The following is a 20067-nucleotide window of genomic DNA, read 5'->3' as shown; positions in this document are numbered from 1 at the left end:
GGCAGAATGCGTAGACTCCTACGGGAACAGCGCGGGCTGAAGATCCACTCAGAAGCGATCTTCTTCTGAGTTAGCTGAAGCCGTGCCCGTGGAAAGCGAAGTGTTCTGACGGAACGGAGTGCCACTCAAACATCATTGCCAGTTAAAAGAGTTTTCACAAAAGTAAAGAATGTCTTACTGCACACTTTATATAAAATACGAAGTTTAAAAGACAACAAAGATTACTAAATGGACCAAAAAATAAAGAGATGCCCAGAGTGCATCTCTTTATCCATCAGTTATTTAAATAAATTACTTATACTTTGAAATATATTTTGAAAGAACTCTTTAACACTTGTCCAAAATCCAGTATCTCCTGTTAATTCCTCGATTTTACCCTGAATATCACTAGCAATATCCTCTAATTGACTAGTTACATTACCAAAATCAATATTGATCGCACGCATTTTTTCAAAAAGGTTTGTTAGCATTTCTCGGTCCTCAGGACTTAATTCAATATTAAGCTTATCTAATTGTTCTTGTACAATTCGTTCTATATCTTCTTTTGTTGCAGGATTTTGTTCTGATATTGCCTTTTTTATTTCCGTTAATAGCTCACTTACTTTTTCCTGATCCATTCCTGCTTCATCCGCAAGGTCTGTAGCTACACCGAGCTCTTCATCTGCTATTTCCATTCTATCTTTATCCAACGATTCGCCGTCAACATTATATGCTTTATAAACCCCAGTTAAAGCAGAATGACCACTCACTTTTATAGGTGAAGCAACTTCGACTAGCGCATTTTCTATACCCGCAGTTAGCAATGCATTTGCATACATTTCACTTGTAACCTCTGTAATATTTTCAGGGTTTACAACTTCAATTACTAATCCATGCCCTTCATCCTTACGCGTAATCTTAGCGGAAGAATACATATTAGAACTCGGATCTCCATTAATATAGTTTACAAGATCCTCTGCAGTAACAATAAGCTCTTTAACCATTTCAGGGTCTTCAACACCTAGCAAACTCCTGACATCGGCCTTTTGATTATCTGACAATGATTCTCCATACACAACAATTGGCAATCCAAACTTTTCATTGATACTGTCACTATTATCACCAGTACTAGCTTGTACACTAGACGAGATACTTAAAACTCCAAAGATCATCGCAAAAATGATTGTTACTATAGTTAAACGCTTCATATTTTTTCTCCTTTTTAAATGTAATACTTAATGATATATTATGCATGTATTTGAAAATTAATGAAAGTGAATAATTTACTATATACGCTAATGTACATGTTAAAGCTTTATTGACATGTTGGCTAGTCTTAATGTACTTTAATAAAAAATACAATATATTTTTAGGAGTGTTAGTAATTAATATATTTGAAGCAATTGAATCCAGACGGACAATCCTTGAATATAGACCAGATAAAGTTGATCGGAACATTTTAGAGACACTATTTAATTATGCTGCTTGGGCTCCGAATCACCATATGAAACAACCTTGGAAAATCAAAGTGTATGAAGATGAAGCTAGAGGAACTTTTGGTGAGAAGGTTGTTGACAGTTATTTTCGTTTGGGCTTAATAAAAACAACCGAGACGAAAAAAATTGAACAATTACGGAAAGGTTACCATAAATTCTTCAATTCGGTTCCTCATCACATATTGTTTTTTATGGAAAAAGAAGATGACGGAGGCTACTTGGATGATGAAAACTATGCAGCAGTTTGTGCGTATGTTCAAAATTTCCAACTTTCGGCTTGGGCAAAAGGAATTGGTACAATGTGGACTTCCAAGCCTACTTTATTAGACCCTACATTTATTAAAGATGTTGGCCTATCACCTGAACAACACCGATTAATTGCAGTCCTACAAGTCGGGTATCCGAAAAAAATTCCGAATGGTAGGCAACGTACGGAAATGTCTAATTATATAGAGTGGATCAACCAGGAAGAGATTAAGTAACACTTGAGATGTTTCTGAATAACTATTGATTTTATCTTTCAGTGTTATTCAGATACACTCAACTTCTATCTCAGCAGTACTTGGAATACATATAGTTTTCCCTTTTTTATCAACTAATATTAGGGTAATTCCTCCATTAAATTGGTCATTAATTAATTGTCTTTCACCAATCCATCCAAACGGTAATCCTTCCACATCACATATTGTACTTTCTTCATGATTTGTGTTTTTTAGATATAATCTCAATCCTTCACTTCTAACCGTTTCACCTAAACGGTTAACCGCTATGACAAAAGTTACTTGTTTATCTAATCGATAACTGCTACCATGAAAAATTCTAGTAATAATATCATTAATTTCAAATTCATTTAATTGTTCAGAAACAAAAATTGTATCTGCCAAGTTCAATCCCACATATGACGCCTTCGATTTCCACTCCAAGAACTGTGCTATTTCAACACTATGGCTTGAAATAAATCCAAATGAAGATTGTTCATTTAAAATAGATAAAGCTATGGTCGCTAAACTTTTGGGCGCTCCTAATCTATTTAATACATCAATAGTTAAAAATGGATGAAATGCACCGGAAACTTTGATTAACTCCATACTTTTTATATCATAAGGATCACTAGTATAAATCGGAAACGCTCCGTTTGAATCAATCACCAAATCTCCTCCTAAATAATCGTTATATTAAATGTAACGTAAAACTGTTTATCTAGAGTTAACTTGGTGTTAAAGATTCGTAAAGTTTGTTGTTTATGACAGATAATATATAAAGATTGCACTAAGGCATTCTTTACTTATGTGAAAATTCTTTTACGTTGCAATGATGTTTGAGTGGTACTCCGTTCCGTCAGAACACTTCGCTTTCCACAGGCAAAGACGATGAGACACCACAGAGTAAGGAAAGCTCCAGTGAAATGACATCGCACGCAGAAAAAGCGTTGTTCTTTTGCAAGGAAACGTTCGTTGGGCCTGCGGTTACTCGGCCCACCCTAAAACATTTGCGATCAAGGAGCTTAGCGCAAGCCCGTGGAAAGCGTAGTGAATTTTACTCAGCGCGTCACTATATGTCATCCTGAAAAGAAAATATATCGCGTTAGGGTTAGTGCAAACTTTCTATCAAGTTTGACGGCTGTAAAACAACAATGTGTACGAAAAGAGCTCCCGCATAAAAATAACCTGTATCCGGTTGGATTCAGGTTATTTTTATGATGAATTTATTCTTCATTTACCATTTCCATAATTTCATGTGTATAAGCTTTATCTAAATCTGCCGGCTCTTCTATAACTCCATATTCATGAGCTATATCTGCTGTTTGTTTAAACATTTCATCGTCTATTTTTCCAATATCAGCTGGATCAAATCCCTCAGGGAGAATAAGTTTAGCTACTTCTTCCATCATTTTAAGCTGATGATCCCTTGAAGTACTACCTTCTTCGGCCTCAGACATTACACTATCTACAGCTGTTTCAGGGTCCTCTATTGCCGCTTCCCATCCTTTTAAAGATGCTCTAACAAATTTCGCTGCAGTTTCTTTGTTTTCTTCTAACCATTCGGTATTTGCAAACAAATTATCTTCCAACATCGCTACACCTTCATCGTTCATATCAATAACGTGCAGATCACTCTCAGCAAACCCTTCTTCAAGTACTACTTGATATTCGTTATACGTCATTGCTGAAGCAGCATCGATTTCTCCTGACAAGAACTGATCCATTGTAAACCCTTGCTTAACAAAAGAAAGATCTGAATTCTGATCCAAGCCATATTTATCAAATAATGCTAGTATTTCGAATTCATTTCCACCCATCCAGTTTCCAACTTTCTTACCAGCAAGATCTTCTGGAGAAGAAATACCTACTTCATTTTTCGATACGAGCACTAAACCACTTTTTTGATAGACCTGAGAAATCTGCACAAGAGGTAGTCCTTGTTCTTGGTGAGGCAGTAAACTAGCTACCCAACCTATACCAATATCGGCGGCACCATTAGCAACCTGTTGTTCTGGAACGATATCCGGTCCCCCAGCAACAATTTCAACGTCAAGACCTTCCTCTTCATAGTACCCTTGTTCAATCGCCATAAAATATCCGGCAAACTGTGCTTGAGGAACCCATTTTAATTGTAGCTTTACCGGAATTAGTTCATCATCCGTATTTCCTGAAGCAGAATCATTATCACAAGCTGACAATAAAAGCACAAACAAGGTAGAAACAAGCACCATAAACATTACACGATGAGCTTTCAGATTTCTATTCATTATTTTCCCCCTAAATTGGTTAAATTGTAGAATGGAACTAAATAAACACCTCGAACTATGTGTTCAGCCGGCACCAACTCTTACTGCAAAGTTTGGTCCAGACGGATGTATTGTGATATGACCAATAATCGTATGGTATTACTAAATCCTCTGAGACGAATGCCACTTTAAAAATATCTTTTCCATCCGCTCTACAACAAGATAGAAAACAACTCCTGCAATAGCAGCAACCACTATACAAGACCATCCTAATGGCATCTTAGCTACTTTTATCGAATTGGAAAGCATGTAGCCCAATCCTTTGGATGAAAAGAAAAATTCACCAACTATTGCCCCAATCATACTTGCAGTTGTATTTATCTTTAATGCCGTGAACACAAATGGTAAACTGTTCGCAACTCTTAAATACCTGAAAACTTCATGTTTTTTTGCTGCATAGGAATGCATTAAATCAAGTGCTAAAGGATCAACCACACTCATCCCTTTATGCGCATTTATCGCCATAGCAGCCATTGTCATTATCGTTACTATAGCAATCCTTGAGCCCATTCCATCACCAAACCACAAGTTCATAATTGGTGCTAGTGCAACAATCGGCACTGCATTTAGTGATGCTATTAACACCAAACCACCTTTTCCCCATTTAGGCCACGCAGTAGCTGTTAAAGCGAATCCAAAGCCTAATACAGACCCGAATAACATACCTAAAACTGCTTCTGACATGGTATAGCCTGCATAGGATAATAATATTGCACGATTGTCTATCATCGCCTCAACAATTGTAGAAGGGAGTGGTAATTGGTACGTTTGTAAATTAAAAAGACTATGAAAGACTTGCCATTCCCATAACATAATCATAATTACCCCGGCAATGAGAGGTAGTAATGTTTGCGTAAGCTTTTTACCTAATTGATGTTTATACTTACTTTTTTGTTTGTCTATACTAACTTTGGACACCGGCTTTGCATATTTACTTGTTGTTTTTACAATGGCTTGATCTGACCAGCCCATATTTTTTTCAACTGGTTTCTCTTCCATTTACCGATCACCTCCGTTAGTACGAAAATCCGCTTGCCATGGGGCTAAAAAACGTTCAAGCAGACTAATAATTAAATAACTCATCACACCAAGGAAAGCACCTACAATTACAGTTGACCAAAACATATAATTGTGTGAAGGACCATAATAAAGATTACGCAGCATGATGACACCAATACCATTTTGAGCACCCATTAGCTCTACTAGAATTGCTCCAGTTACTGCCAAAGGTGCAGCTATTTTCAATCCGCTGAACAAACCGGGTAGAGCGGCTGGGAATCGTAACTTCCAGTAAATCATCCACGGTTTAGCCGCATAGGAATACATTAACTCAAGTGCAGAAGTATCTACACTCCTTAAGCCCCTTAGCATGTTTAAAGCAACAGGAAAGAAAGTAATATAACCAGCAATCAAAATCCGCGCAACTTGTTCATCACGCATAATACCGTAAACAATTGGTGCAAGGCCAAGGATTGGGATCATTTGAGAAGCAACAGCATATGGGAATGTTAATTGCTCAATCCATTTTGATACGCTCATAAGTACAGCGAGCGTTACACCTAGAACTGCTCCCAACAAAAAACCGATTGCTGCATTAGAAAAAGTAGCTCTTCCTTCTATAAAAAGAGTGGTTCCATATTCGGTAAATGTAATGATGAGTTCATGAATATATGGAATTTTTGATTGTGCCATTGGAGCTTCAGAAACATGAAGCAGGAACCATGAAGCCAACTCCCAAAATAACACCAAACCTATTATCCAAACAAAAGTTGGTAGCCAACGACGATTCAGCACACTTTGCATGCCCATCAGTTACACTCCTTCAAAGCTGTCGCGTATATCAGATATTAATTGAAAAAATTCCGGACTATTTCTCATTCCTTGCGTTCGCGGTCTAGGAAGAGGAATATCCACAATGGATGAAAGTCTTCCGGGATGTGGAGATAATACAAAAACTCTATCTGATAAAAAAATTGATTCAGGAATACTATGGGTTACAAAGACAACGGTACTTCCAACCTTACTCCAAATTGATAAGAGTTCTTCGTTGAGACGTTCACGACTAAACTCGTCTAATGCAGAAAATGGTTCATCCATAAGTAATATTTCCGGCTCCATCGCAAGTGCCCTAGCAATCGCTACACGTTGCTGCATCCCTCCACTTAATTGCCATGGGTATTTATCTTTAAAATCTTCCAAACCAACTAACTCTAATAAAGAATCTACCCGATCTTCACGTTCTGCCTTTTTTACACCTAACATCTCTAGGGGGAGGTTAATGTTTTGCTTAACCTTTCTCCAATCATAAAGTACAGGACTTTGAAAGACGATTCCATACTTTTGTGCCAACCTTGCTGTACGTGCCGTTTCACCCGCAACTTTTATTTCCCCATTTGTGGGTTGAATTAAATCTGCCATTATTCTTAATAACGTCGTTTTCCCACAACCTGATGGACCTAGCAATGATACAAACTCACCTTGTTTTATATCAACGGTAACATCTTTTAATGCTAAAACTTCCGTTGTATCGGTCTTGTAAAGCATACTCACTTGGTCTAATTGTATTTCCGGAGTTCTAACTATGGTCATAGAAATCTCTCCCTTCTCTTGGGTTTCACTGGTTAACGTCATATTTGTTAACAATATAACTACCAAGTAACAAGTCGTGTCACGTTTCATTACATTTTAAGCCCTAATCACATAGATAACATTAGACAGAATGTTAAACGAGTCATACAAAAATGTTTCACTTTATCTAATATATTTTTAACCCTCCAAAAATCTAACAATACAAAAAGGTCTTTCTTCATAGAAGAAAGACCTTTTTCAAACAATTGATTTTTAAACTAACGCTTTGCGATTACATCCATTTCAATTCCAACACCTTTTGGTAACTTACTTACCTCTACAGTTGCTCTCGCTGGATATGGTTCTGTAAGAAACTTAGCATATACTTCATTTATTTTCGCAAAATCATCCATGTTCGTTATGTAGATGGTAAATTTAGCAACGTTTGCAAAAGTTAGCTTTGCTTCCGTTAATATCGATTGGATATTTTTCATTACTTGCGCGGTTTGATTTTCAATACCCTCTTCAATCTCCCCTGTTGCTGGATTAATCGGGATTTGACCAGAAACAAAAACCAAATCACCAAGATCAATTGCCTGTGAATATGGACCTATTGCTTGTGGAGCTGCATCTGTTTGAATTGCCTTTACCATTATAATCATCCTTTCCATTCTTATGTTTAAAATTTTAACATATTATTGATTTCTAGTAGAATAACAACTAACAATTAATTTAAGAAAGGATGTATTATATGGAAAATACTTTTCACTTAAAAACAAAAAATCACGCTGACATGGTCGAAATAACCTCAACATTAGAAAATTGGATTAGTGACAATAATATTAAGAATGGGATTTTGGTTGTCTCCTCCTTACACACCACTGCTGGAATAACTGTAAATGAAAATGCCGACCCAGACGTCAAGTCAGATTTCCTAATGCGATTGGATGAAGTCTACCCTTGGGAGCACCCAAGAGATCGACACGGAGAAGGGAACACTGCAGCACATTTAAAAACGAGTACTGTTGGTCATTCACAAACACTATTAGTTTCAAACGGTAGTTTGGTATTAGGAACATGGCAAGGCGTTTATTTCTGTGAATTTGATGGGCCAAGAAATAGAAAGTATGTGGTTAAGGTAATTGAATCTAAATAAGTAAAATTAGTATCCACGTGGAATTACTTTCCACATGGATACTAGAACTTAAGACCCCAAGGAGATATGAGCACGTTTAAATATCCCTTATTTTTTACACTTATCTAAACATAGTCCAAGCTAAACTACCGAATGAAATTCTTTTATCATTAACTTTGCACACTAACTTGTTCATAAATTAATTTATCGCATTCAACTTAAATAGTAAGGAAGAAAAATCCTGAGGATTCCTACCACTAGCAACTCTCTCATTATTAAGTTGGATTCCAGCATACATTAATTCATCACCGTAAAATGTACCCTCCACCCCATCAATTCGATAAGCAAGATCTTCACGAAGCCCTTTCATCATCAAAATACTGTAGCTTCCATTAACAACCTCTAACACTTGATAACGTGCAACAATTGCCTCCTTTTGGTCATCTGAAACAACCATCCAACTAGTAACATTACCTCCATCTTTAAAGGGACTTTCGATTCTATAGAAGGTGCCATATTGAAATAATCTACGGGTCTCTTTATAAAAATTGATTTGCTGTTTCATTGTGTGTTTATCTTCATCACTCATATCTGTCACATCTAGTTCATATCCAAATGCACCAAAATAAGCAACATTAGCTCTTGTATCTAGACTGGTAACCCTTCCTACTTGATGATTTGGAACTGCTGAGACGTGCGCACCCATCGAGCTAATTGGATACACGAGTGACGTGCCGTATTGAATTTTAAGCCGTTCCATCGCATCTGTATTATCACTAGTCCACCCTTGAGGGGCATAGTAAAGTATACCAGGATCAAATCGACATCCTCCACTGGCACAAGATTCAAATAGTACATCTGGAAACTCTTTTATTAATCTTTCATATAGTTCATAGACACCTAAAATATACCGATGTCCCACTTCTTGTTGTCTATTCGCAGCTAACCCTGAAGATCCAATTTCCGTCATGTAACGGTTCATATCCCATTTCACATAGGATATTGGTGCTTCTCTAAGTATTTCTGCCATCATCTCGAAAATCTTATTTACAACTTCTTTTCGAGAATAATCTAAAACATATTGATTTCTACCATGCGATCGACTTCGATTAGGTACATGGATAACCCAATCAGGGTGTTCTTTATAGAGTTCACTAACTTTAGATACCATTTCCGGTTCGAACCAAAGTCCAAAGTCCATACCAAGGTCTTTTATTTTCTTTGCTAAACCTGTAATACCATTTGGTAGCTTATCTTTATCAGGAAACCAGTCTCCAAGTGATGTTGTATCATCATCTCGTTTACCGAACCATCCATCATCTAGCACAAACAACTCCACACCTAGTTTTTTTGAATCACGTGCCATATCTAGAATCTTTTTCTCATTAAAATTAAAGTACGTACCTTCCCAATTATTCGTTAAAATTGGACGTTCTAAATCACGCCATTTCCCTCGTGCTAACCTTTTACGATACAAATTATGAAAAATTTGACTCATCCTGTTTAGCCCCTGATCAGAATAAACCATCACCACTTCAGGTGTTTGAAAGCTCTCACCACTTTCTAGTAACCAGTTAAAGTCAAAAGAATTTATCCCCATCATTACGCGCGCTAAATCAAAATGATCAACTTCAACTTGAGCTAAAAAATTTCCACTGTACACAAAGCTAAAGCCATACACTTCTCCAGAATCCTCTGTTGCATGTGAACGCTTTAAAGCAAGAAAAGGATTCTGTTGACCACTACTGGCTCCCCTTGTACTAGCTATACTTTGTATTCCAGGTTGCAATTTTCTTTCCTTAACATGTCGCTCTCTTCCCCACGCTCCGGACAATTGTATCATTTCATAATTTGCATCGTTTAGATCTATACTCGCACTCATTGCTCGTGTTAGATTCAGATGGTCTTTACCATGATTTTTAAACTCCACACTTCTCGTAATCGCATTCATATGTTCAAAAACAGAATATCGAAGAATTATTTCTGCATCAATTTGGTCGTCGTATAAAGATATCTCTAACGTAGTAGCTTCCTTATCGTCTTCAACATATGTAGATGGAAGCCCTTTCAAAAATGGTTTCCCTTTATATATTCGGTGTTGACGGTACTGGAAATTAGTAATACGACTACCACTTTGTTGTAGTATTTGAAAAGCAGGCTCCCTAAAGTCTGTTGTTCCATATGAAGGAAATTCTTGCTTAATTATCTCTAAAGAAAACGAATGGTCTCCTTCATACAGATTAGTCATAGTAGCTCTAGGGCCAGTAGTGAGTAAATGAGCAAAAGAATCTCTATGGCGTAATTTCTTCCCATAATATAAGTGTCCTAGTTGTTTATTTTTTAATATATTTAATATGTAGCTCGTCTGACCTGTTTGTAAATGAAACTCCTTCGCATTCTCGTTAAAGAAAATTGGCATATTTTATCCTGACTCCTTCGATAAGTATATCTACTATTCTATCGTTTTTTATAAAATGTTAAAAGATTTTATTTGAAAACCACAGACTTTTTATGGTAATAAAAGAGCAAGGTACAATGTAAATCCAGCACCTTGCTCTTTTATTCACTGCATATTTGTTTCTACTGTTTCTTGGGCTTGATTTAAGGCCTCTTCAGCAGTTTGCGTTTGTTGTCTAAGCACACTATCAAAAACATTCGTATTCATTTCCGTTGCAACATCAGGAGTGTGCTCTGTAATATTTACTGCATTTATTTCATCCTTCACTTCAAGTAGAGTATCAAAGATATCGGTCCCAAAAAATTGATAAAACTTGTTATCCTCTTTGACTGCTTCACTTTCCCAAACACCCCAACGTGGAGGATCAAATCCAAGAACTTGCCATAATTTAATATTTGCTTCCTCTGAAAGTTTAGCAAAAGCTAAGAACTCCTTAGCAAGTTTCGCATGCTCTGTTTGGTTGGTAACGACCGTTCCAGTACCACCCATACCAGCAGAACGCTTGCCACCCTCTTCCCATGCAGGTAATGGACGAACAACCATTTTCCCTTCAAGATCTGTCATATAGTCAGTAAATCGACCCATATACCACATTGGCATTGCAATCGAAGCTGCCCCACCATCATTCATATATGCATAAAACTCTTCTGCATGTGGCTCTCCGCCAGGAGTTAACTCTGCTATTTCATCTTTATAAATCATGTCTTGCAAAAACTGAAGGGTATCAACATTTGCTTGCGAGTTAATAGTTAAATTACCATCCGCATCAAACCAATCCGAATCTCTTTGACTAATCATTTGCCACATCGGCAAGTAATCTGCCGTAGCTACTGTTGTCATCATAGAGTCCGTGTTCGCAACAACTTTTTTCCCTGCTTCTACATAGTCATCCCACGTAACAATCGAATCAATATCTACGCCTGCCGCATCCATAATTTCTTTATTATAATACATTACAGATGCTCCTACATGCGTTGGCATACCATAATAATTACCATCTTTACTATAGACTTCAAAGCGAGATGTAATAAAGTTATCAAATTCGGGTTCTACATATTCATTCATTGGTAACAATTGCGGTTCACCTTGCAGAAAATTCGGGAACCGACTTATTTCAACATCTGATATATCCGGTGCACCGGTACCAGACTGAACAGCTAACAACAAATTATTATGCATTTGATCATACGGATATGTTTCTGCAACTAGTTTTATTGGTCTGTCTGGATTAGCTGCATTCCATCGAGGAACAGCATCCTTAAAAAACTCCATGTGCAACTCAACAAAAGTCCAATAAGTCAATTCCGTAGCATCTTCTACATCATCTCCAATTACTTCGGTTTCTGTAGCTCCCTCTGAACTCGACTCTTCCTCACCGCCACCACAAGCCATTAACATCAATACCATTACCCCAAAAATAATAGCCGAAAAGCTTTTCTTATTCACATTTTTACCCCCTATTTTAGAATTCAGATAGTTCACTCGTAACACAAATACAATTGGCTACTCACCCCCTATATTCAAACCTTAACATTTTTGATAACGCTTACACATTTATCACTTAACCTTTTACTCCCCCAACAGTAAGCCCTGAAACAAAATAACGTTGGAAAAATATGAATAGAATAATGATAGGAATTATTGTCATTACGGAACCAGCAATTAAAACATCATAATTGTTACCGTAAGGAGTTAATAAAGTAGCTAATCCTATTGGTAAGGTAAACATATCGTTGGAACGCAATACAATTAACGGCCATAAAAAGTTATTCCAGCTATTTAAACCTTGTAATATAGCCATAGCTGCTAGAGAAGGAGTCATTAGTGGTAACATAATCTTAAAAAATATTCCATATTCGGTAGATCCATCGATTCTAGCTGCATCCATTAGTTCTTTCGGTAGACCAAGTGCATATTGCCTAAAGAAAAAAACAGCAATAGGAGCAACAATTGCAGGTAACATAACGGCTGCATAAGAGTCGATTAGTTGCATACTTATCATTAATTGATAAAGTGGTAACATGAGTATTTCAAAAGGAACCATTAAGATAAACAAAACGAGAACAAAGAAAAAGTTTTTTCCTCTAAAGTCATAAACCGCAAGCGCGTATCCCACCATCGATGAAAAAAACAAAGATAAAACAATCGTAATCACTGAAATAATTAAACTGTTTCCATACCATGTCCAATATTGACTAGCTTTTGTAAATATATATACATAGTTATCTAGATTTAACGTACTTAGGTTAAAAGTTAAACTAATTCCATTTCGCATTAGTTCAGAGGATGGCCGAAACGATGAAAGAATTAATCCTAAAATTGGAAACAAGGCTATAATTGATATAATAATGAAACTAATGTTAACCAAAATCATAATTCCTTTATTTTTTGAATGTTTATTTTTCATCTATTCATCCCCCTTTTTGAAAGCTCCAGTAAGAATTAACTGCACAAAACTTACCACAAAGATGATTAGCATTAAAATAACACCTATCGCTGCGCCAAAACCCATATCGTTTTGTTGAATTCCTTGTTGATAAATATAACCAACAACCGTTAACCCAATGTTTCCAGGCGAACCAGACTCCCAAAATACAAAGCTCTCTTCAAACATCCGAAAGCCGTTTATTACTGAAATCGTTGAAACAAATATTGTGACCGGTTTCAAAAATGGTAACGTGACGAACAAAAACCTCTGGAAAACTGTAGCACCATCTATTTCTGCCGCTTCATATAATTCCTTGGGTACATTTTGTAACGCAGCCAAAAAATACAATACGTTCACACCCATCCAGCGCCAACAGCATAACAAAACCATCAAAAACATTCCTGACCAAGCATTATATCGCCAATCTACTGATTCTAAACCTATCCAATTAAGAATTTGGTTAGCAGCAGCTGTATCTGTTTCACCAAACAATAGACGAAAAATCATCCCCGCAACAATCGTAGATGCTAAAGCAGGTAGGAATAGGGACGAACGAAATATCGTTTTAAACTTCACGAGTTTAGAATCAAGTAAAACCGCTAGCATTATTGGAATTGTTACTAATATCGCCACAGTTAAAATGACATAAATAGTTGTGTTTGATAGTGCTTTATAAAATGTTGGATTAAAAATTCTAGTATAGTTATCCATTCCAACAAAGGTGATTTGGCCAGGTAATATACCTTGAAAACTCATGATAATCGCTTTTATCGATGGATAAAAGGAAAAGATTAGAAAGGAAATAATGAATGGCGAAACAAATAAATAAGGTGCTACGTTTTTTGAATTCAGCATCTTTAAGAACTTATTCGAACCTGATTTAAAACTTGGTCTTGTCCTTTTAAATACTGTAGGTAACAATTTCATTAACCCCCCTATTTATTTTTTAAACTTAATCAATTTCACAACACCAACTTTATCGTCACCTACAACAATATATAGTTGGATAAAACTATTTCCAAACTATATATTGCCAGCAGATGACTGAATAAGGTTATTATGAAATTTACCTCAACTAAATGAATGGACCACAAAATAAATAACATTTTATCAAGCAAGTAAACAAACAACATTAATGTATGCGTTTACAAAATTAAATACACCTTTTTTTATACTTATTTAGTAGTACAATATTTTAAACTATAGTTGTTAATGTATGTATATTCTTTTACCGTTAAATTATGTACAGATTCAATAAAATAAGTTTTTACATATACGAATAACCCTTCCCCACGAGATGCTAGGGTACAAAATTATCTATTTAACAACTTTCTTATGTACAGACCTCCACATTCCAAATAGTCCTTTTAATCATAAATTCAACTACAAAAAAAGAGTATTACCAAGATGAAAATTTGGTAATACTCTTAACTAAAACTAATTTCCTTACAATTCTTCTTTTGGATTATCTAACACTTTTGAAAATACACGCAAAGATAACCACATCCATACCAATGCGCTTAGGCTAAATGTAAAGAAAAAAAGTAACACCGGAAAATCTAAAGAGAAAAACATAATGGAAAATAATAGTAGCATCATTGTAATGGTAATGTGCAGCTTTGCTATCCCGATAATGAAAGCATTCTTAAACTGTTGGATTATACTTGCATAGTTATGAACATTTAACGGAAATACCCATAAAACAATAATAAGAAATAAAAAAATAACTAAATAAAAAGCAAAAGGTATAATCACCATTATTTCACTTCCTGCATCAAGCATCACTCGATAATTTAAGTAAAATAAGCCACCTAGTAATGTTAAAATCCAACCAATAATGTTTGACGAAACAAACTCTTCACGAAAAATCCGTTTAAAGGTCTTCCATATCTTTATATCATGTTCACCCGTTAGCCATTTTCTTGAAACACCAAGTGCCGCCGAAGTAGCCGGAAAGATTCCGACTATTAATAAGCCAGAAATAGAAAATAAAATCCAAAAAATATTCAATAATGCTAATCGAGTTACCCATTGCATAACCCTATCCAACGTTGTTGCAATGCTTTTACCATTCATCTTGATAGCCATCCTTTTACTATATTTACTAAAACAGTTTTTCAAAATTAAGAAAACCATAATTTTTCTATGAAGAAAAACTATGGTCTTTTTAATAATGAAATTATACCACTATAATTATCCTTTTACTCCCCCGGAAGTTAGTCCGGCAACAAAGTATCGTTGGAAGAAAATAAAAAGAATAATAATTGGAATTATCGTTAAAACAGAACCAGCGATCAATATATCATAATTATTACCATAAGGCGTCAATAATGTCGCCAAACCAATTGGTAATGTAAACATGTCATTAGAACGCAATACAAGCAACGGCCATAAAAAGTTATTCCAACTAGCTAAACCTTGTAAGATTGCCATTGCTGCTAGTGAAGGTCCCATTAATGGTAGCATAATCTTAAAAAATATGCCATATTCTGTACTACCATCAATTCTCGCTGCATCCATCAATTCTTTTGGTAGACCCATAGCATATTGTCTGAAAAAGAATACGGCTACTGGAGCGACAATTAATGGTAACACCACCGCAAAATAAGTATCTACAATTTGCGCACTAACCATCATTTGGTAAAGTGGTAACATTAAAATCTCAAATGGAATCATGAGAATTAATAGAACAAGTACAAAAAATAGATTTCTACCTTTAAAATCATACATTGCTAGAGCATACCCAACCATTGATGAAAAGAATAGAGATAGAACGATTGTCATTCCTGAAATCATTAAACTATTCCCATACCAACTCCAATATTGAGAAGCTTCATTAAAGATATACATATAGTTATCTACATTCATATTACTAAAATCAATAGTAAAAGATATACCATCTCTCATTAAGTCAGATGATGGTCTAAATGATGAAACTAATAATCCAATAATCGGAAATAAAACAATTAGTGAAATTATTGCAAAACTAATATTTGCAATCCACTTTAATGCAACATTTTCTTTTTTCGTGTTCATTATTCATCACCTCTCTTAAATGTACCTGTAAGGATTAGATAAATAATACTAATCACAAATATGATTAACATCAATACTACACCTATTGCCGAACCAAATCCCATGTCGTTTTGACCTATACCTTGTTGATAAATGTAACCAACAACTGTCAAACCAACGTTACCTGGTGAACTTGTTTCCCAGAACACGAAACTTTCTTCAAACATTCTAAAACCATTAATAATCGTAATTGTACTAACAAAAATGATAATTGGTTTTAGGTGTGGAATCGTGATAAATCTTAATTTTTGAAATCCATTTGCACCGTCGATATCTGCAGCTTCATATAGTTCAGCAGATATACTTTGAAGTTGTGCAAGAAAATACAATAGATTAACACCTATCCAACGCCAAGATCCTAGAATAACCATTAAGAACATCGCTGACCACGCATTATAACGCCAATCAACAGATTCCATTCCTAATAAACTCACAATCTGATTTGCTACAGATGAATCAGTTTCACTGAACATCAATCTAAATATCATACCACCAACAATAGTTGATGTTAATGCTGGGATAAATAGTGACGCTCGAAAGAATGTCTTAAATTTAAGGTATTTTGAATCTAGCAGAACTGCTAAAAGCATCGGAACTATTGTTAAAATTAATACAGTTAAAATCACGTAAATACTTGTATTGGAAAGCGCCTTATAAAAATTCGCATTGGCAACTCTCGAATAATTTTCTAACCCTATAAATTCAACTTGTCCTGGCAAAATCTTTTGAAAACTCATGATTATACCATGCACAGCAGGATATAAGGTAAGTACTAAAAATGAAATGATAAAAGGGAAAACAAAAATATACGGAACCACTTTTTTTGAATTAAGAAACTTCAATAGCTTGTTGGGTTCCTTGAAGGGCTTCTTTTGCAATTCAGATGAAGCGTTACTACTTTGCAAATCAGAAGACATATTTAAAACCTCCTTTTAATTTAAATAGAGCGACAGACTATGACAAGAATAAATCTGTCGCTCTTTTCTTTCTACACTCAAAATATAATTCTAAATGTCTTTACTAGTTGATGAGCAATCCATTTTGAATTTTATATTAAGTAACTATTTACTCATTAAAGTCTTTGAAACCATCAAAAATCTGAAGCTTTAAATTCATATCTTTAAAAGGGAAAAACAAAGGATATCCGCTTATTAAACACGAATATCTTTTGTTTTTCAAAAATTACTGTTGATCTCTGACTACATCAGCCGCGGCCTTAAGCGCTTCTTCTGGAGTCTGATTATTTTGTCGTAATACGGTTTGAGTAACATTGGTATGGTACTCACTGATTATATCAGGTGTATGTTCTGTGAAATTTAACGGATTGATTTCTTCTCTAACTTCAAGAAGCATATCAAAGATTCCATCGCCGAAATAATCATAGTATTTATTGTCTGCTCTTACTTCTTCACTTTCCCATGTATCCCAACGAGGAGGGTCAAATCCTAGCTCTGTCCAAAGTTTAATATTTCCTTCTTCTGAAAGTTTAGCATAAGCTAAAAATTCTTTCGCTAGTTCTGGGTCTTCTGCTTGGTTTGTTACAACAGTACCAGTTCCACCCATACCTGCTGAACGATCTCCGCCTTCTTCCCATGCTGGTAATGGACGGATTGCAATTTTACCTTCTAAGTCAGGCATGTTATCAAGAAATCTTCCCATGTACCATAGTGGTGCTAAAATAGAAGCTGCTCCACCTTCAGAGAAATAGCCATAAAACTCTTCCGATTGATTCATACCACCTGGAGTTAGTTCAGCAATTTCATGCTCATAAATAGCATCTTGCAAGAATTGTAATGTATCAATATTCGTTTGATTGTCTAAAATAACTTCGCCTTGATCATTAAACGCATCAGATTCCTGTTGAGAAATCATTGGCCACATATCCATCAACCAGTCCTCTGTTCCTACGTTCCACATTACAGAATCTGTATTTGCTACTACTTGTTCACCTGCTGCTACAAAGTCATCCCATGTTTGGATAGACTCAATATCAACTCCTGCTTCTTCCATGATTTCTGTATTATAGTACATTACTGTTGCACCTACATGAGTAGGAATTCCGTAGTAATTTCCATCTTGAGCATAGTTTTCAAAACGAGATGAGACAGCGTTTTCTAAAACTGGTTCAACATATTCATTCATTGGTTCTAACTGCACTTCACCTTGAAGGTAGTTAGAAAATTGACCAATCTCTATATCAGCAATGTCAGGTCCACCTTGTCCTGATTGAACTGCTAGCAATAAGTTGTTATGCATTTGTTCAAAAGGATATGTTTCTGCTGATAGTTTAATAGGTCGATCAGGGTTTTCCTCATTCCAACGTTCAGCTGCATCACTATACAAATCCATGTGTTGACCTACAAATGTCCAGAAAGTTATTTCAGTTGCATCTTCAAGATCTTCACCAACTACTGCTGTTTCCTCCGCTTCGCTAGCTGCGTCGTCGTCATCACCGCCGCCTCCGCAAGCAATTAATACCATTGACATAAGACCAATAATTAAGAATAATAGGCTTTTCTTCATAAAAAATCTCTACCCCCTGTACTATTTTAAAATGCACTTGAACTTGAATACACCGCTTACAAACCTGTAATCGCTTTCACCTCCAAAATTATACATTAAAAGTTTCCTTGCAATAACTGTAAGCGTATTCAGATGTTACAAAAAATTATGTTTAAAAACTTATATTAAAAAGTTAACACTTTTAGTACGTATATGTCAATGACTTTACATGTATTTATTTAAAACATATACGTATATGAGTATAATTAGGTCTATTTTCCTATTATCCACACAATGTTTTGACTTAACAAGAAACAATCGTTCTGGCAAGATGACCAACATAAAAAAAGCCGGCACCCCCTGTTTCCTGAGGGTAACCAACTTCTTTTAACATTCATGGACCTAACTGACTTAGAACGAATATTTAATTCTTTCCGTTTTTAACTGATTAATTAATAATAGACCCGTGCATCTATCTCTTAATTTATATGCCTGATTTAAGCTTTCCTCTACTAAATCGTCAGGAACGTTGAGCTCCTCAGGGCTGGCTGGCCCCCCTACACTTTTCAGTAACTCTCTTAAGAATATAGGTGTAGGCAGTTGTTCTATTTCATATTTTATCTTTTCCCAGTGAAGGTCCAACTTATCCTTATATATAGTTTGATTTTTCCTAATTGAACTTGTATCTAATTGTTTTGCAAAATCTTTATATAGTTCAGCTATTATTGTAGTTGTAACTCCTACTTTGGCGCCGTGAAGTAGTTGTTCTGCATTATTCTTTAATAAATCCATTTCCCAGAAATGTGATAGGTGATGTTCTCCCCCAGAAGCAGGCCTAGAGAAATCTAACACTAACATGACTAATCCTGATTCAATAAGTGATTGAATTAATATTTTCATTCCTGCTTCATCACCAGCAGCAATCTTATCAACATTATTCACACAACTCTCCAACGACCTTCTTGTCATATCTGCAGCAAGTTGATTATATGGTTCGCCACCAATCCAATCAGAAATCTTCCAATCTAATAATGACGTGTATTTCCCTAATATATCTCCAAAACCTGCAGCAGTCATTTCTTTTGGTGCACCCATTAAAATATTTAGATCAGCAAAAATAGCTACCGGTGAGGCGGTTTGAATCGTTTGCTTTACACCACGTAAAATTAACGGAGCACCTTTTGATGCAAAGCCATCCACAGAGGCTGCAGTTGGGATTGAAATGAATGGTATATTTAATTTATGACCAGCAAAACGAACCACATCATGAATCGTACCAGAACCAACAGCAAGCAAAACATCCGTACCACTTGGAGCCTCAACTAATAATTGAACTAAAGTCGCTTCATCCGCAATAACCTGACCATGTTTGGTTTGTGTTAATAAAATTGTTTCCACTTCATGGTTATCATCAGACAAGATTTGTTGCACATGCTTCCCAACCACTTTATAAGTGTTTTCATCTGCAACTATTACAATTTTTTGATATTGATTTGACTTTAAGTATGGTGCTATTTTATCAATTGCTTTTGTTTCTATTATTATTTCAGGGAGACTTATGTCCTTTGCCCCAACTTCTTTTGCAAGTTTATATACCTCTTCTAATTTGTCCATCTATATACCCTCCTCCGTTAAAGG

The 20067-nt window shown here is 35.6% G+C and carries 18 protein-coding genes; 2 read left to right on the top strand and 16 right to left on the bottom strand.

Annotated features, from left to right (window positions below; genetic code table 11):
• Positions 1 to 278: 278 nt before the first annotated feature.
• Positions 279 to 1187 (bottom strand): DUF1002 domain-containing protein, encoded by a 909-nt coding sequence (locus tag QQS35_RS00975; protein ID WP_285929847.1) that lies wholly within the window; start codon positions 1185 to 1187, stop codon positions 279 to 281.
• 131 nt (positions 1188 to 1318) lie between these two features.
• On the opposite strand from QQS35_RS00975, the gene QQS35_RS00970 reads away from it, so the two are divergent.
• Positions 1319 to 1957 carry a nitroreductase family protein gene (locus QQS35_RS00970; protein WP_285929845.1) on the top strand — a complete coding sequence of 213 codons (639 nt, stop codon included), beginning with the start codon at positions 1319 to 1321 and terminating at the stop codon, positions 1955 to 1957.
• 48 nt (positions 1958 to 2005) lie between these two features.
• On the opposite strand, the gene QQS35_RS00965 is transcribed toward QQS35_RS00970, so the two are convergent.
• The 6 genes from QQS35_RS00965 to QQS35_RS00940 form a co-directional block, all read right to left on the bottom strand.
• Entirely contained in the window at positions 2006 to 2623 is a 618-nt protein-coding gene (locus QQS35_RS00965) for a hypothetical protein (RefSeq protein ID WP_285929844.1), read from the bottom strand.
• 557 nt (positions 2624 to 3180) lie between these two features.
• Positions 3181 to 4224: an ABC transporter substrate-binding protein gene (locus tag QQS35_RS00960; RefSeq protein WP_285929843.1), complete on the bottom strand. Its 1044-nt coding sequence runs from the start codon at positions 4222 to 4224 to the stop codon at positions 3181 to 3183.
• A gap of 141 nt (positions 4225 to 4365) precedes the next feature.
• The gene (locus tag QQS35_RS00955; protein WP_285929842.1) at positions 4366 to 5262 is read right to left on the bottom strand and encodes an ABC transporter permease; all 897 of its coding nucleotides are present in this window, start codon (positions 5260 to 5262) and stop codon (positions 4366 to 4368) included.
• Entirely contained in the window at positions 5263 to 6072 is an 810-nt protein-coding gene (locus QQS35_RS00950; protein WP_331490597.1) for an ABC transporter permease, read from the bottom strand.
• A gap of 3 nt (positions 6073 to 6075) precedes the next feature.
• Positions 6076 to 6852 (bottom strand): ABC transporter ATP-binding protein, encoded by a 777-nt coding sequence (locus QQS35_RS00945; RefSeq protein WP_285929841.1) that lies wholly within the window; start codon positions 6850 to 6852, stop codon positions 6076 to 6078.
• A gap of 257 nt (positions 6853 to 7109) precedes the next feature.
• Entirely contained in the window at positions 7110 to 7484 is a 375-nt protein-coding gene (locus QQS35_RS00940; RefSeq protein ID WP_285929839.1) for a RidA family protein, read from the bottom strand.
• 98 nt (positions 7485 to 7582) lie between these two features.
• Here QQS35_RS00940 and QQS35_RS00935 point away from each other — a divergent pair, with 98 nt between their 5' ends.
• A complete protein-coding gene (locus tag QQS35_RS00935) occupies positions 7583 to 7987 on the top strand; it encodes a secondary thiamine-phosphate synthase enzyme YjbQ (protein ID WP_285929837.1) in 405 nt (134 codons plus the stop codon).
• A gap of 178 nt (positions 7988 to 8165) precedes the next feature.
• Here the strand turns inward: QQS35_RS00935 and QQS35_RS00930 are convergent, their stop codons facing one another.
• The 9 genes from QQS35_RS00930 to QQS35_RS00890 all read right to left on the bottom strand — a co-directional run bounded on the left by QQS35_RS00930 (position 8166) and on the right by QQS35_RS00890 (position 20043).
• Positions 8166 to 10385, bottom strand: a complete 2220-nt coding sequence (locus tag QQS35_RS00930; RefSeq protein WP_285929836.1) for an alpha-galactosidase — start codon at positions 10383 to 10385, stop codon at positions 8166 to 8168.
• A gap of 144 nt (positions 10386 to 10529) precedes the next feature.
• Positions 10530 to 11831, bottom strand: a complete 1302-nt coding sequence (locus tag QQS35_RS00925) for an ABC transporter substrate-binding protein (protein WP_407933930.1) — start codon at positions 11829 to 11831, stop codon at positions 10530 to 10532.
• Positions 11832 to 11985: 154 nt separating this feature from the next.
• Positions 11986 to 12831, bottom strand: a complete 846-nt coding sequence (locus tag QQS35_RS00920) for a carbohydrate ABC transporter permease (RefSeq protein ID WP_285929834.1) — start codon at positions 12829 to 12831, stop codon at positions 11986 to 11988.
• Positions 12832 to 13707, bottom strand: coding sequence for a carbohydrate ABC transporter permease (locus tag QQS35_RS00915; RefSeq protein ID WP_285929848.1), 876 nt, complete (start codon positions 13705 to 13707; stop codon positions 12832 to 12834).
• Positions 13708 to 14298: 591 nt separating this feature from the next.
• Entirely contained in the window at positions 14299 to 14928 is a 630-nt protein-coding gene (locus QQS35_RS00910; RefSeq protein ID WP_285929833.1) for a YesL family protein, read from the bottom strand.
• Between the two features lie 117 nt (positions 14929 to 15045).
• A complete protein-coding gene (locus tag QQS35_RS00905; RefSeq protein ID WP_285929832.1) occupies positions 15046 to 15888 on the bottom strand; it encodes a carbohydrate ABC transporter permease in 843 nt (280 codons plus the stop codon).
• Positions 15888 to 16844 carry a carbohydrate ABC transporter permease gene (locus QQS35_RS00900; protein WP_285929831.1) on the bottom strand — a complete coding sequence of 319 codons (957 nt, stop codon included), beginning with the start codon at positions 16842 to 16844 and terminating at the stop codon, positions 15888 to 15890. Before QQS35_RS00900 ends, QQS35_RS00905 begins: the two co-directional genes overlap by 1 nt.
• A gap of 265 nt (positions 16845 to 17109) precedes the next feature.
• Positions 17110 to 18450 (bottom strand): ABC transporter substrate-binding protein, encoded by a 1341-nt coding sequence (locus tag QQS35_RS00895; protein ID WP_285929830.1) that lies wholly within the window; start codon positions 18448 to 18450, stop codon positions 17110 to 17112.
• 390 nt (positions 18451 to 18840) lie between these two features.
• A complete protein-coding gene (locus tag QQS35_RS00890) occupies positions 18841 to 20043 on the bottom strand; it encodes a sn-glycerol-1-phosphate dehydrogenase (RefSeq protein ID WP_285929829.1) in 1203 nt (400 codons plus the stop codon).
• Between the last annotated feature and the right edge of the window lie 24 nt (positions 20044 to 20067).

This window comes from Aquibacillus rhizosphaerae (assembly GCF_030282825.1).
In the GTDB taxonomy this organism is placed as follows: Bacteria; Bacillota; Bacilli; order Bacillales; family Amphibacillaceae; genus Aquibacillus_C; species Aquibacillus_C rhizosphaerae.
This window is presented reverse-complemented; position numbering and strand designations above follow the sequence as displayed.